Here is a 14665-nt window from a genome sequence, read left to right on the forward strand (position 1 = left end):
TCTTAAGTATCTATTGTTGATGGGTTTTGTTTTGGATATAATTAAAGGAACAATAACGCGGCTTTTAAATTGTTATTGAATAATTGGGTGATTTAATTATGAGCGAAGAACTTCTGCAACGAGATTTAATCAAGAATCCTGAAAAAATAGGGACTTGGAATTTTTATAATATTGGTTCAACAACTATTAGTGCTTTAAAAAAATCTGATATAATAAGAAGTATAGACTATGGGAATGTATCAAACAAGAGAGTTGATGCCATTATCACCAAACAAAAAGAAGTTATTGCTATTGTGGAATTTAAATCACCTGAACATTTTAATACCAAGGATAAAAAAAATAATGCCATTCTGCAAGAAATTGAGGTTGCCAAAAAACTAAAAACAAAATTAATTATTGCAACTGATACCAAAGAGACGGTATGGTTTAATGTTGCTACTGGTAATACCGTGAAAACCGAAGAAGCTAATGATTTTAAATATCCTTTTGATTCTAAAGATATAAACTTACCAAAAGTTATCAATGAAATAATACAATCAATAAATGAGAAAAATGATAGAATTTTACCAAAAGAACTAGTCAATCCAACAGATTTAGCAAAACAAATATGGCAAGATGTTTGGAGTGTTAGCGGTGCAACCCCTGATAATTGCTTATACACATTTGTTGAATTATTTATATTCAAATATTTAAGTGATTTAAAAATATTGCAAGGTACTTATAATTTTTACACTTTACTTGGGATGTATGAAGAAGGCAATGAAACTAATACAGTTTTACAACATTATGCAAATATTATCAGACCACAAATAAAAGAGCTGTTTCCTGAAAATGCTTTAGACAAGACCACCATAATAAATGGTAGCATATTTATCAGCAAAGAACAAAAAGCTGTTGATGGTTACGGAATAGTCTTTAAAAAAGTTCTACAAAAATTTAAAAATTATGGAAAACTTGAACATATTGACCATGATTTTAAAAGTAAGTTATTCGAGAGTTTTTTAAAAGAAAGTATCAGTAAAAAGAATTGGGGGCAATTCTTTACTCCGATTAAAGTTGTCCGTGCTATCAATGAAATGGCAGAAGGTGAGCTAAAAGAAGGAATGACTATTTGCGATCCAGCCTGCGGAGTGGGAAAATTTCCATTAGAATTTATAAAGAACGATCTTGATAAGCTCTTTAAAGTTGAAAACAATAAAATAATACAAAAAGTTAAAATAGTTGGTTTTGATAAGGGTTTTGATAAAGATGAGCAGAAAACCATCATTTTAGCAAAAGCCAATATGCTTATTTATTTTTGTGAACTGATAAAAGATAATATTGGATTAACTAAGGAATTTGCCAAAATATTTAATGAGAGTTTTGTTTTAAAAACAAACTCGATACTTGGTACGCTTTCAGAAGCAGAAGAAGAAAAATATGACTTAATTTTAACAAACCCACCTTATGTAACAAGTGGTAGTAGTAATTTAAAAGAAGAGATAGCTAAAAATACTACGTTAAAAAATTATTATAAGATAAATGCCATGGGTATTGAGGGGCTTTTCATGGAATGGATTATAAAAGCTCTAAAAAAAGGTGGTAAGGCTTTTATAGTTATTCCTGATGGAATTTTTAATAGACAGAACGATAAAAATTTGAGGCAATATATTTTAGATAGTTGCTATATTGATGCAATTATTTCTTTGCCATTAAAGACATTTTTTACAACGACCAAAAAGACTTATATTTTAGCGATTACAAAAAAATTCGATATTTCTGATATTCAGACTGATCCAGTATTCACCTATTTAGTTAGTGAAATTGGTGAAAGCAGAGATGTAAATAGATTTGATATTGAGCAAGATGACTTAAAAGAAGCTGTTAATTTGTATAACGCTTTTAAGGGTAATAAGAAGTATTTTGCAAATCTTAATCATGATAAGAGATGTAAGATAGTTTTGATAAATGAATTTGACAGTGGTAAAAATTGGTCTGTAGAAAGATGGTGGAGTAAAGAAGAAAAAATTGAATTAGCTATTGGAGAAACAGACCAAATGGTTTCAATTGGTGAATTTAGCGATATAATTAGGGATTTAGGAATGATCTGTAATGAATTTAGTAAATCATTACAAGATAGCGTTCTTTATAAATTTGATAATGAAATCGGACGTTGCCAAAGTATCAAAATAGAGGATATTTTTAATATAAAAAAGGGAATAGCAAAATACACTAAGACTTATATTAAAGAACATGAAGGTTCGTATCCTGTCTACTCAGCAAACACCAAACAAGATGGTGTTTTAGGTTATATAAATCATTTTGATCATGAGGTGGAATCTATCCAGATTACTACTAATGGATATGCTGGCACAGTTTTTTATAGGTCAAAACATAAATTTAGCATAAATGGAGATGCAAGATTGTATATTCCAAAATGTGATAATCTTGATTGTTTATATCTATCGTTTGAATTACAAAAAGCATTAGATAAAAATAACTTTAATTGGGAATATAAGCCAACCATAGAAAGAACAAGAAATATTGAAGTCAAAATTCCAATTACTACAGCAGGTGAATTTGATTTACCAAAACAACAGGAGATAGCAAAAAAATATCGTAAAATCGAAGAAATAAAGGCTAATATAAAAAGAGAACTTGAAAAAATAGAAACTATAAAAGTTGATATTGGTTTATAATCTTAATCTCCGCCCTTATCAATTCGTTAAGGCTAGGAGACTGTCGGGGATAAGCCTCCACAACTGTTGAAAGTTAGAAAAGGAAAAGGTTTTAAAGGTCATCATGGCAGTTTAAAAGTTGCAAAAAATAACCGGTGTCATTGTGAGGAGACGTGAGTCGACGAAGAGATTTTTGGTTGCTTTTGTGGATTACCTAGTCTACCTACGGTCTTACTCGCAATGATGTTGACCATATACTATAGTCAATTCAGGGGAATTTGGCACTAAGAACGATGGAGCGACGCCTATAAGTAATAGGCGGGCGACGAGTGACGACGTCACCAACTTTTCATCAATTGACTATAGCTTTAATCTTTACAATTAAATCCTCTGCTAATGCAACTAATTTGGCTTCTTCTGCATCATCGAAGAATATTCCTAAATGTCGGACAATACGTTGTTTGACATTACCTTTGCTATCTTGGTATCCTTCAACCACTTGTATTGATTGCCTTGGACTATTTGGTGTTTTTTTACGACGTATGTACATGTAGATAATTGTAGAATTAATATGTAATAATATAGTTATAGCATAACAAAAACCAAAGCTAATAACAAATTATTCACTAGGCACAACAGACCTCCTGAAAAAATCATTTCCCAGCTTTATGGTTCCTCCATATCCTCTCTTCCCATCTTTCAACATTTTCTTGCGGAAGCCGGGAGCAAAAAACTTTAAATAGCCAAATCGTAGTAGCCTTAGCAGACTATTTCCAAGTATCACTAGATGAAATGGTTGGCAGAATTGATCCTACCACTTCTTCTGATAATGACAAAACTTCTTAAGTTTGTAGTTATTATATATTTTTGCTACGGTTCTTTATCCTCAAGCCCTTTAGTACCGTCAAGCTTTGCATTAATTAAAGATATTTTACTAACAAAAGCTCTAATAAAATTAACATTTGTTAAATCAGTATCATTAAAATTTGTATTATAAAGTTTAGCAGATTCTAAATTGCTCCCAATAAGAGATGATTTGCTAAAATCTGCATTACTTAGATTGGCCATAGTTAGATCAGTATTCTGTAATATACAGCTATGAATTATAGCATTAGATAAATCGATACCTTTAAGAACGGAGCCTGAGAAAATAGTTTGGTTAAATGCCAAACCTGACAAATTTAAACCTTGTAAATTGATATTTGATAAGTCTTTCACCTGTTCTAAATCTTTTACAGAGTAGATAGTATTTACTGATTTAAATTTATAAAAGTCCTGACCATTTAATACAATATTTCTGTTAAAATCTGAATTAATGAAATTATTATCTTTATATCTCACATTATTTAATTGAGAATTTATGATTGGCGAATTATCAAAAATGACTTCTGATAAATCTGAATTTATGATAGCTATCTGATAAAAATGGCTATCAATAAATTTTATCCCATTTAATACAGTATTTTGTATCAGTGCTTTAGTAAAATTTACCGTATTAAATTTAGTAGCAGAGAAATTAGAGTTTATTAATTCACTATTGGTTAAATCAGAGTTAATAATAGTTGCTTGCTTGACATAGCTATTATTCAATGATACGCTGGTAAAATTGCTATTCTCAATATCAGCATTAGTGATATTAATTTTATTTAACTTGAGCAAAATGCTATGGCAGTTCTTTATTGATAGCTCCTTTATAATAGCATCATTAAAATGAGCATTATCCATCACACTATTTTGAATTTGTACTTGATTCAATTGCACATTATTCAAATTGGTATTTTTTAAATTACAATTCTCAATAATTGCATTGGCAAAATCTGCAGATTGAAAGGAAGAGAAAGAAAATAACGAGTTAGTAAGCTTTATATTTTTTAATTGAGCTTGATTAATAATAGCATGAGTAAAATCTGAATTGCTAATCACCGCTCCAGTAAAGTCCACCCCAGTTAGCTCCACAGATTCACAATAACAATTAGTCATATTTAGGTAATTAGCTAATATTTGCCGTAAATCTGTACCATAAAAAATAGAATTTGAGATAACTGCTTTTTTAAAACTACCTTTTGCTAAATTACTTTTTTGAAAATTAGAATTACTGATCATAGCCTCATCAAATACAGCTCTAGTAAGATTTGCATTTTCAAAATTAATATTTTCTAAATTAGCTTTGACAAAGTCAGTGTCCTCAAGATTTGATTGAATAAGATTACTATTTCTCAAATGAGTATTCTCAAACATCGATGCTTGAAAATCTGCACCATAAGCTGATATATTTTTTAATATAGTATTAGAAAGATCACTTTCTTGAATTATAGATCTTGTTAAAATTGCATTCTCAAAATTTGTTCCTGAGAAATCTACCCGTGATATTTCACAGAAACTTAAATCAACACCAGAAAGATCCTCATTTATCAGTTTAACACCTACTAGTTTTAAGCCTCTAAGATTTGCACCAAATTTATTTTTAATATTTACTGGTACCTTATTTTTATTTTGCTCTGCTATATAATTTCTAATAATGAGACTTTGACTATTAGATAACAAACCATCTGCATCTCTTGAAGAATCTGAACATCCGGTAAGAACTAAAAGCAAAGTTACAATAAAGAATTTTACACCACCATGCGATATTACAGGTTCCTGCCTACGTGATATAGAGGTAACCGTCATTGCGAGAAGCAGCAAAACTGCTACGAAGCAATCCAGATTATTTATTGTGCTACAAGTTTTCCTAGATTGCTTTGTCGTTACTAAAGTGCCTCCTCGCAATGACCTTGTTATTTGAATCATAAAATAGTATTCTTTCTGCCTTTTACATAAGAATATGTAGAAGAAAATATTAGCATCTTTACTAAGCCACTCGGTATAAATATTATAAATCCACTATAAATAGCTTGTTTAATTCCTATAAATGTTGCTAACCAACTAACTCCCCAAAAGTAAATTATAAGGTGTCCTATAAGACAAGTACAAAATATACTCAAATAACGTGAGTATGTTCCAGTAAATCTTTCAGAAAACTTACTGTTAAGTATACTCATCACAGGAGTAGCGATTAAATATCCTATCAGATAACCACCTGTTGCACCAAACAAAATATGTAAACCACTTGATAGCTTTGCAAACATTGGTAGCCCTGCCACGCCAATTGTAATATAAGCTAAAACCGTAGCAAAACTAAGTCTTGGGCTATAAGTAACAGCAATAATACAAATCACCACAGTTTGCATGGATATCGGCACTGGTTGGAGAGGGATAACGATTTGTGAGCCAGCAAATAGAGCGGCTACCCCCAGCATTACTTTAGCAATTACAAGATAGTTATTAGCTATGATAGTTGGTAAAGTTGTTTTATTCATAATTGTCATAAAAATCCTCGTCATTAAATTTATTACTAGGAATATGTAAATTGAGTAATTTCAATTTACGATGTAATGCTGAACGTTCCATACCTACAAATGCTGAGGTTTTAGAAATGTTATTATTAAATCGATTCATCTGAGCAGCTAAATACTGCCTTTCAAAAATCTCTCTTGCCTCTCGGAGCGGCATGATCATTATATCAACATTATCTTCCTGCTTTGCAGAACTAGAATCAGTAACTAAAATTTCTGGTGGTATCATAGTTGGTTTGATCGTTTGATTACTATTTGAAGATAGCGGATTCATAATTAAAGTCCACTCTATTACATTACGTAATTGCCTTATATTACCTGGCCAACTATAAACTTGAAAAGCTGCAATTGTTTCATCAGAAAATTCACGTGTTTTTAAACCAGAAAACTTAGAAAGTTGTTTAACAAAATACTTCACTAATGCAGACATATCATCTTTTCTATCATATAAAGATGGAATTTTTAGGGAAATAACATTTAATCGATGATATAAATCCTCCAGGAGTTCACCTTTACTTATCTCTTCTTGTACAATCTTAGAAGTTGCAGCAATAACCCGTATATCTAGTTTTATTGCTTTACTTCCTGGCTTATGAAACATTTGGTCTTGCAAAAATTTAAGTAATTGTACTTGTGCTGAAATTGGTAAACCACTAATTTCATCTATGTACAGAGTGCCATTATTTGCTATTTCTAATATCGAAGGACGTCTAATATCCTGGTTATCTATTCCTTTAAATAATTCTTGATGAACACGGTCAGGCTCCATACCTACTGGACTAAAGGTTACGAAAGGTGTATTAGCCCTTTTTGATTTTTTATGAATTAATCGAGCAGCTAGTTCTTTACCGCTGCCAATTTGCCCTTGAATAAATACTCTACTAGTCGCCAAAGCGGCTTTTTCAATATCAGACTTAAGTTTGCCTGTAATGTGAGAGTTACCTATAAGTTCAGTTTTATCAATAACTTTTGATTTTAGATCAAGATTCTCACGCTTTAACTTAGTTGTTTCACAGGCTCTTTTTAATAAGATCAATAGCTTATCATGACTAAATGGTTTTTCTAGATAATCATAGGCACCCATTTTGATAGCATTTACTGCAGTTTCAATATTACCATGCCCGCTAATAACTATCACAGGCATTAGAGGATAACGTTTTTTTACTATCTCCAAAATTCCAAGCCCATCAAGCTCACTACCCTGTAACCAAATATCTAAAATAATTGCTGCTGGAGTTCTTTCTTGGAGTATTTTAAAAGCCTGAATACTATTAGCAGCAGTTTTGGTAGTAAATCCTTCTTCTTTTAAAATATCTGAGACTAAATCTCTAATATCTGCTTCATCATCAACAACAAGAACATCTATAGACATCAAATTTTCCTAAAAACTAATTATTGAAATTATAGGTTAATAGCTAATAAAAAAGAAATCAACTAATTTTTATAACATTTTTGCCACATAACCAAAACTATATAGGTTAGTAACCCACTCCCATTGCTGAGAGCAAGTCCTCTAAGAACCGTGCTTACACCAGCTAAGATTATTTGCAATAAGTATAATGTTTAGCCTGAATTCGATATAATAAGTTATTCCAAATTAGGTTATATCTATAAATATAACAGATTTTTTTGCTCCACTAATAGTTATTTTCATTATTTTTGCAATGTTGCTTATTTTTTCATTAGACCTTATATCTTAAAAATGTGATATAAGGTCTAATGTTTATGGTCATGATGATGGACGTAAAAACCAATTGCTGACAAGGTATTTAGGAATTCTTGGTTTTCTGCTAAATCATTTGGTTTGCCACTACAGCAGATATGACCATTTAAACATATTACTTGGTCGGAATTTTTCATTACCGTAAATAAATCATGTGAGATCATAAAAATTGTAATATTTAGACGTTTTTTTATTTGATTAATGATTCGGTAAAATTCTTGTTGGCTAGTAACATCTAATGACTGAGTCGGTTCATCTAAAATAATTAGATCAGGATTGTTCAGTAAGCTAGCAGTTAGCATTAACTTCTGAAATTGACCACCAGAAAGCTCAGAAATATCGTGATGCTTATAATTATCAAAATCAATAAAATTGCTCAATTCTTGCCAATCCTTGTTAGTACTATTTGAAGCTAATAAATACAAAAAATTTTCAGCTGTAATTGGTAAATCTGAGGCAAAATCTAATCTCTGAGGGACATAGCCAATTTTTAGATTAGGGTGAATTATTATGTTACCAGAGGAAGGGCGATCTAAACCTAAGATTAACCTAGCTATTGTTGTTTTGCCAGCACCATTTGGACCAATTAAAGTCGTTACTTCGCCTTTTTTGATAGTAAAATTAATATTGGTAAGGGGAATTTTTTTGCCAAATTGCTTAGATACATTACTGAACTTTATTAATATAGTATCTTCTGATTTAGAAATAGGCATTAGAATCCTTGCGAAACTTTACAAATGGCGTCATTGCAAGGAAGATCGTAGATCGACGAAGCAATGACGATGTGTTGCTAAATTTATGATAGTCTATTTAACAATTTCCCACTGCCCATCTGGTTTACGACAAGCTTGGCCATAAGCTTTCTCCTGCTTACCACCGACAACGACGGTTTGAGTATACTCACGACAATATTGTCCTTGATCGTTTTTAAAAGCTCTTTCTGGTGTTACATATCCGTAATTACCACTATCCGGATTACGCCACTCTACACTTTGACCACTAGAGCCAGTCTCCAATGCTTTTTGAGAGCTTAATTGTGCCAATTTTCTGTCATTCTCATCCATAGTTTGACCAATATGACCGCCAACAAGTGCCCCAATTAGAACACCTGCACCAGTTGCTACAAGTTGTCCTGTGCCTTTGCCAAATTGAGATCCTAAAAGCCCACCAGCTACACCGCCAATTAATGTTCCACCACCTTGTTTATTCATGCCAGAACAGCCGTGCAACATTGTTGTTGCCAAAATGATTGCCGTAATTTTGAATGTTAAATTCATAAAAAACCATATAATTTTAAATTAAAGATATACAAAAAATCTTATTAAGTATCGTTAAATTTGATACACCTCTTGACTATAGTACACTAGCTGGATAATAATGTATTTTATATTATAAAACAATTGAAATTTTATATGACAACTTCAGAGCATCAAAATTTAATTAAATCGGCATCTTATGTATCTTTTATTTTAGCTGCATTCATCTTATTTATTAAATCTTATGGATGGATTGTGACTGATTCTCAGTCTATTTTAGCATCTTTAATTGATGCTATACTTGATATTTCATCGTCTTTTATTAATTTGATTGCTATTCGTTTTGCACTGCAACCCCCTGATTATCACCATAGATTTGGGCATGAAAAAATCCAAGATTTAGCAATTTTTTCACAATCAGTATTCTTTTGTGTTTCTGGTTTATTTATTTGTTTCTCTTCGATAAAATCTCTTATTGATAAATCTGTTCCAAGCAATATAGAGTCTGGTATCAATGTAATGTATTTGTGTATTATACTAACTTTTATTTTGGTAGCTTATCAAACTTATGTGATAAAAAAGACTAGTTCAGAAATAATAAAAGTAGATAAATTACATTATTTTACAGACTTATTAACAAATATTGCGGTAATCTTTTCTATAAACTTAACTACTCGTTTTTGGTTTATAGATTCATTATTTGGTATAGCTATTTCATTGTACATAATATATGCTTCTTATGCTTTGTTCAGAAAAGCTTTAAAAAATCTTATTGATGAAGAGTTACCAGAAAAAGATAGAAGAAAAATTATATCAATAATTAGTAGCTTTAAAGAAGTAAAAGGCATCCATGAAATGAAAACTAGATACGCTGCAAGTAAGCCGTTTATACAATGTCACATAGAAATGGATGCAGATATGTCATTATACAATTCTCATTATCATAGTGATCAAATTTGTAGTGCATTGCTATTAGAGTTTCCAGGGGCAGAAATAATTATTCATCTAGATCCATATGGTTATGAAGAAAAAGTTAATTACCGTGAAAAGATCAACAGAATTTAACAATTTTTTTATGGAGGAAGCTCTAAAGCAAGCACAATTTGCTTTAGATAAAAATGAAATTCCAGTAGGGGCTATTATAGTCAATAGAATAACTAACAAAGTTATTGCAAAGGCTCATAATATTGTTGAGCAAACCAAAAATCCGGTATTGCATGCTGAAATTGTAGCGATAAATCAATCTTGTCAGATTCTATCTAGTAAAAATTTATCAGATTGTGATATGTATGTTACTTTAGAGCCATGCGTTATGTGTTCTGGGGCAATATCTTTCGCTAGAATAGGTAGATTATTTTATGCAGCAAATGATCCAAAACAGGGGGCGATTGAAAATGGTGGACGTTTTTTTAATAGCAAATCTTGTTTTTACCGTCCTGAAATATATAGTGGCTTTTCGGCAAAAATTTCTGAAAATCTAATCAAGGAGTTTTTTTACAAGGTAAGATATCAAAAATGCCATTCCTAGGTTTCTCCCAGTAAACAGATGTGATAGAATCCTAAATTGTTATAACTCTTGGCAAATCATTAGTATATAATACTGTATCATAGCTTATTTTTGTTACTTGTAATTCTTTTGCTCCTGATTGTAAAGTATAACCCATTACTTTATCCATATAATAGGCTGAGATTTGTAAACTTTGAATTATACTTTTGGTGGCTATATAGCTACCCAGATATATAGCAGATAATAAATCTCCAGCTCCACTTATTACTTTAGGAAAATTATATTCTTTTGTCTTGATTATATAAGTATCTTTTCCCTCAGAAGCAACAAGGTGTATATCTGTAGATGATATATCAAATAATTTTACTCCAGTAATTACTACAATTTGTATTCCTAAATCATGAAAAAACCTTAAAGTTAATTTAAGGTTTTTTGTATTAGTAATCTTAATACCTGATAATATCTCAGCTTCAAATTGATTAGGAGTAATAATATCAGCTATAAGCTTGGTTTTAAAAAAATTTAAAACTTCAGGTTTTACGTAACAATGTGTATTACCTATGACTGGATCACAAAGATATAGCAATTGACTGTTTTGATGTTTTAATCTATTAACAATATCAAATACTTCATAGCATATATCAGCACTTCCCATATAACCTGACAATATAGCACAACATTGATTTAAAACCCCTAGATGTTCTATTCCTTGTAATATATTTCTAATATGCTCCCTGCTAAATATTTCTCCTTGCCATTGTCCATACCCGGTATGATTAGAAAATTGTACTGTATTTACAGGCCATACGTCATATCCCATAGATTGCAATGGATATACTGCAGCCTTGTTACCCACATACCCATAAGCAACATGTGATTGTATAGATAATATACCAGATTGTTGTTTGAGATTATAATTATTAATTATTGGCATAATACCTCTAAAAATTCATCCTTCCTGTATGACAATATATCATAAAAATCAACTACACTAATAGATATATGCAAATTATTTGAAGAATTATTAGCTTTAAAGAAGTAAAAGGCATCCATGAAATGAAAACTAGATACGCTGCAAGTAAGCCGTTTATACAATGTCACATAGAAATGGATGCAGATATGTCATTATATAATTCTCATTATCATAGTGATCAAATTTGTAGTGCATTGCTATTAGAGTTTCCAGGGGCGGAAATAATTATTCATCTAGATCCATATGGTTATGAAGAAAAAGTTAATTACCGTGAAAAGATCAACAGAATTTAACAATTTTTTTATGGAGGAAGCTCTAAAGCAAGCACAATTTGCTTTAGATAAAAATGAAATTCCAGTAGGGGCTATTATAGTCAATAGAATAACTAACAAAGTTATTGCAAAGGCTCATAATATTGTTGAGCAAACCAAAAATCCGCTATTGCATGCTGAAATTGTAGCGATAAATCAATCTTGTCAGATTCTATCTAGTAAAAATTTATCAGATTGTGATATGTATGTTACTTTAGAGCCATGCGTTATGTGTTCTGGGGCAATATCTTTCGCTAGAATAGGTAGATTATTTTATGCGGCAAATGATCCAAAACAAGGGGCGATTGAAAATGGTGGACGTTTTTTTAATAGCAAATCTTGTTTTTACCGCCCTGAAATATATAGTGGCTTTTCGGCAAAAATTTCTGAAAATCTAATCAAAGAGTTTTTTTACAATGTAAGATATCAAAAATGTAATCCCTAATCTCAATATTGTATGAAAGGATGGAGGCAAAATCCTCATAATAATATATAATGTACATTAGCAAAATAAAGATAGTAATGCAACTTTTCTGAAACCTTTTATTAGCAAAATACAATGAATAAATATTTGATACTATTAATATTATTAATAATGCCTCTTAACTCATTAGCTCAACAACAAATAGCTAACCAGTTATCTAATTTTGTTGCACCAGTACTTATTTTGTCGATCATGTTAAACAACTAGCTTTGCTTACAAATAACTTAATTAAATATCGACAAGCAAGTATAGTAGGAACTAGTGACATGGGAAAAACCCAACTTGCTAGAATGTATTGTTATGAAAATCAAAATAACTATAAGCTTATTTGGTTTATTGACTGTAATTTAGATATTAATCAAGAACTACTAAAGCTAGCAAAAGTTATTAATAGTACTGCTAAATCTAATCTAATATCAGAAGATATAAGATTAGTACGAAAAGAACTAATGAACTATTTATCAAATCAAGATAAATGGTTACTAATATTTGATAATCTAAAAGTAAATAAAAATAAGAAAGTTAAAGAATTCGTTGATTGGGAACATAATGGACATGTTATATTTTGCTCTCAATATAGTGAAATACTATCGAGTATAGTCAAAATGACTGCTTTTGGAAAAAATGATGCAATTACCCTTGCTAATAATATTCTAGAAAATCATAATTCCAAATTAGCAAAATTCTTGAACAAAGAGTTTGCTGGTTATCCTATCATGATAGTACAAGGGGTACAATTATTAAATAATGTAAAAGGTTTAGATAAAGCCGAATATAAGAAAAAAATTCATCAATCAACAGACAAAATTAAATTAAATATTACATTAGCTATCAAGGAATTAAAGCCAAATGCTAAAAATTTGCTAAATAAAATAGCCTTAATAAATAATCAAGGTTTTTCGAAAGAACTTTTAAAAATTATCACTGATGATCCTAATACTCTGGATGATGATCTTTATCAACTATCTAAATTTGCCTTAATATCTAATATTGATTCTCATGAAACTAATCCTATCTTTGAAATGCATGATGTTATTGCTCAGAAAATAAGGGAGATAAGCGGAAATAGAAATAATAAAATATTATTAGAAGATATTATTTTAAAGTTACCTAAGCCTAAAGGTTCACAGATAGGGCATTTATTGAGAACCGCAAAAACTATTCCTGAAAATTTAGAAGCTCTGCTAAAAAGTTCTAAAAAATATAATATTAACATATATTCAATGCTTGATCTAAGAACTGAACTATTTGTTATATACGTCAATACTCAAAATATACATAAAGAAAGACAAATGATTGATTGGTTGGAACAAAAAGATAAAAAAGGTGACTTTAAGCTTTGGCAAATGTCCGAATACCAAAAATATTGTTACGCTAGATATTTAGGGTTAATAGGAGTGTATAATAGGATGTCATTAGCAAATTTTGAAATAGCCATTTCTTATTTCACTAGAGCATTAAACATTTTAGATACCCTTGGTAAAGAGTATGTTTTTTTAAAATTTAATCTTAATTCACACATAGCGGGGATTGATATTTCTTTAGGAAATGTAAAAGTTAGTGAAGAAAATTTAAAAAAAATGGAGGTATTATTTACACAAGGTGTACAAGAATCTGATATATTTATAATATATTATTTAAAGGCAAAATTATTTTTTATTAAAGGTAGATATCAGGAATCTTTAGATTACATCAATAAATCTATTGATGTAGTGGTGAAAAATGGATTTAATATTAAAGACCTACACCTTACCATTCCTTACATACTTAAAGCAGAAATACTAAATTTTTTGGGTAAATATCCAGAAGCTTATGTTCAAGCTCAGCAATTATATGACATGCATAAACCGGTAAAAAGTGAAGAACACGAAATATTTGGTCGTATTTATACCCAAATGGCAAAAAGTGAATTAGGGATGGGTAAACTAGACCAAGCCTCAGAGCATGTTAATAAGGCTATTGACATATTTCTAGCTGATGAGCGTAGGAATCCTAAAGATGCAGATTATTCAGAAGATCCAAGTTTAGCAGCTAGTTATGTAATACAAGGTGATATTTTATTTGCTCAAGATAACGTAAAAGCCGCAATAGAGTCCTATAATAAAGCTTATACCGTATATCATTATTTATATAGGGATAATCGTAAAAATGTGGCACATGTTAGCTACTTATATAATCAAGGAGCTAAAGCATCATGTAAAGCAAAAGACTTATCTAGTTATAAATTTTTTGGTAATCAGCAAGTAAAAGAGTTTGGCATAAATCACTCCAATACGGTCTCTATGTTTAAGTATTGTAAAAAATATAATATGGATTTATGGGCAAAAGAAAAATAGATTAGGCAGTTTTTTGTTTTTTT

13 protein-coding genes and 1 pseudogene are annotated in these 14665 nt (G+C 30.4%); 7 read left to right on the forward strand and 7 right to left on the reverse strand.

The genetic code is table 11. The features are described 5' to 3' along the window. Positions 1-98 precede the first annotated feature (98 nt). Positions 99-2678 carry an N-6 DNA methylase gene (locus AAGD20_RS05650; RefSeq protein WP_341748762.1) on the forward strand — a complete coding sequence of 860 codons (2580 nt, stop codon included), beginning with the start codon at positions 99-101 and terminating at the stop codon, positions 2676-2678. Positions 2679-3009: 331 nt separating this feature from the next. On the opposite strand, the gene AAGD20_RS05660 is transcribed toward AAGD20_RS05650, so the two are convergent. The 6 genes from AAGD20_RS05660 to AAGD20_RS05685 form a co-directional block, all read right to left on the reverse strand. Further along, entirely contained in the window at positions 3010-3207 is a 198-nt protein-coding gene (locus AAGD20_RS05660; RefSeq protein ID WP_341748763.1) for a hypothetical protein, read from the reverse strand. A 320-nt stretch (positions 3208-3527) separates the two neighbouring features. Continuing rightward, positions 3528-5327, reverse strand: coding sequence for a pentapeptide repeat-containing protein (locus AAGD20_RS05665; RefSeq protein ID WP_341748764.1), 1800 nt, complete (start codon positions 5325-5327; stop codon positions 3528-3530). 116 nt (positions 5328-5443) lie between these two features. Next, the gene (locus AAGD20_RS05670; protein WP_341748765.1) at positions 5444-6016 is read right to left on the reverse strand and encodes a biotin transporter BioY; all 573 of its coding nucleotides are present in this window, start codon (positions 6014-6016) and stop codon (positions 5444-5446) included. Further along, a complete protein-coding gene (locus tag AAGD20_RS05675; RefSeq protein ID WP_094649158.1) occupies positions 6009-7427 on the reverse strand; it encodes a sigma-54-dependent transcriptional regulator in 1419 nt (472 codons plus the stop codon). Before AAGD20_RS05675 ends, AAGD20_RS05670 begins: the two co-directional genes overlap by 8 nt. Before the next feature lie 341 nt (positions 7428-7768). Beyond that, the gene (locus tag AAGD20_RS05680) at positions 7769-8488 is read right to left on the reverse strand and encodes a metal ABC transporter ATP-binding protein (protein ID WP_094649157.1); all 720 of its coding nucleotides are present in this window, start codon (positions 8486-8488) and stop codon (positions 7769-7771) included. Positions 8489-8581: 93 nt separating this feature from the next. Further along, on the reverse strand, positions 8582-9052 hold the full coding sequence (locus AAGD20_RS05685; RefSeq protein WP_341748766.1) for an RT0821/Lpp0805 family surface protein: 471 nt from the start codon (positions 9050-9052) through the stop codon (positions 8582-8584). 135 nt (positions 9053-9187) lie between these two features. On the opposite strand from AAGD20_RS05685, the gene AAGD20_RS05690 reads away from it, so the two are divergent. Next, positions 9188-10096: a cation diffusion facilitator family transporter gene (locus AAGD20_RS05690; RefSeq protein ID WP_341748767.1), complete on the forward strand. Its 909-nt coding sequence runs from the start codon at positions 9188-9190 to the stop codon at positions 10094-10096. Beyond that, positions 10053-10559: a nucleoside deaminase gene (locus tag AAGD20_RS05695; RefSeq protein ID WP_341748768.1), complete on the forward strand. Its 507-nt coding sequence runs from the start codon at positions 10053-10055 to the stop codon at positions 10557-10559. The genes AAGD20_RS05690 and AAGD20_RS05695 overlap by 44 nt, the downstream gene beginning before the upstream one ends. Positions 10560-10590: 31 nt before the next feature. Here the strand turns inward: AAGD20_RS05695 and pdxY are convergent, their stop codons facing one another. Further along, positions 10591-11472 carry a pyridoxal kinase gene (gene pdxY / locus AAGD20_RS05700; RefSeq protein WP_341748769.1) on the reverse strand — a complete coding sequence of 294 codons (882 nt, stop codon included), beginning with the start codon at positions 11470-11472 and terminating at the stop codon, positions 10591-10593. A 104-nt stretch (positions 11473-11576) separates the two neighbouring features. On the opposite strand from pdxY, the pseudogene AAGD20_RS05705 reads away from it, so the two are divergent. The 4 genes and pseudogenes from AAGD20_RS05705 to AAGD20_RS05720 form a co-directional block, all read left to right on the forward strand. Then, a pseudogene (locus AAGD20_RS05705) lies at positions 11577-11804 on the forward strand (cation transporter dimerization domain-containing protein); the annotation flags it as partial. Then, on the forward strand, positions 11761-12267 hold the full coding sequence (locus tag AAGD20_RS05710; protein ID WP_341748770.1) for a nucleoside deaminase: 507 nt from the start codon (positions 11761-11763) through the stop codon (positions 12265-12267). The pseudogene AAGD20_RS05705 and the gene AAGD20_RS05710, both read left to right, overlap by 44 nt. A 114-nt stretch (positions 12268-12381) precedes the next feature. After that, entirely contained in the window at positions 12382-12513 is a 132-nt protein-coding gene (locus tag AAGD20_RS05715; protein WP_341748771.1) for a hypothetical protein, read from the forward strand. Between the two features lie 59 nt (positions 12514-12572). Then, positions 12573-14642, forward strand: a complete 2070-nt coding sequence (locus AAGD20_RS05720) for a tetratricopeptide repeat protein (protein WP_341748772.1) — start codon at positions 12573-12575, stop codon at positions 14640-14642. Positions 14643-14665: the final 23 nt, after the last annotated feature.

It is taken from the genome of Candidatus Tisiphia endosymbiont of Sialis lutaria (assembly GCF_964026535.1).
Taxonomy (GTDB): domain Bacteria; phylum Pseudomonadota; class Alphaproteobacteria; order Rickettsiales; family Rickettsiaceae; genus Tisiphia.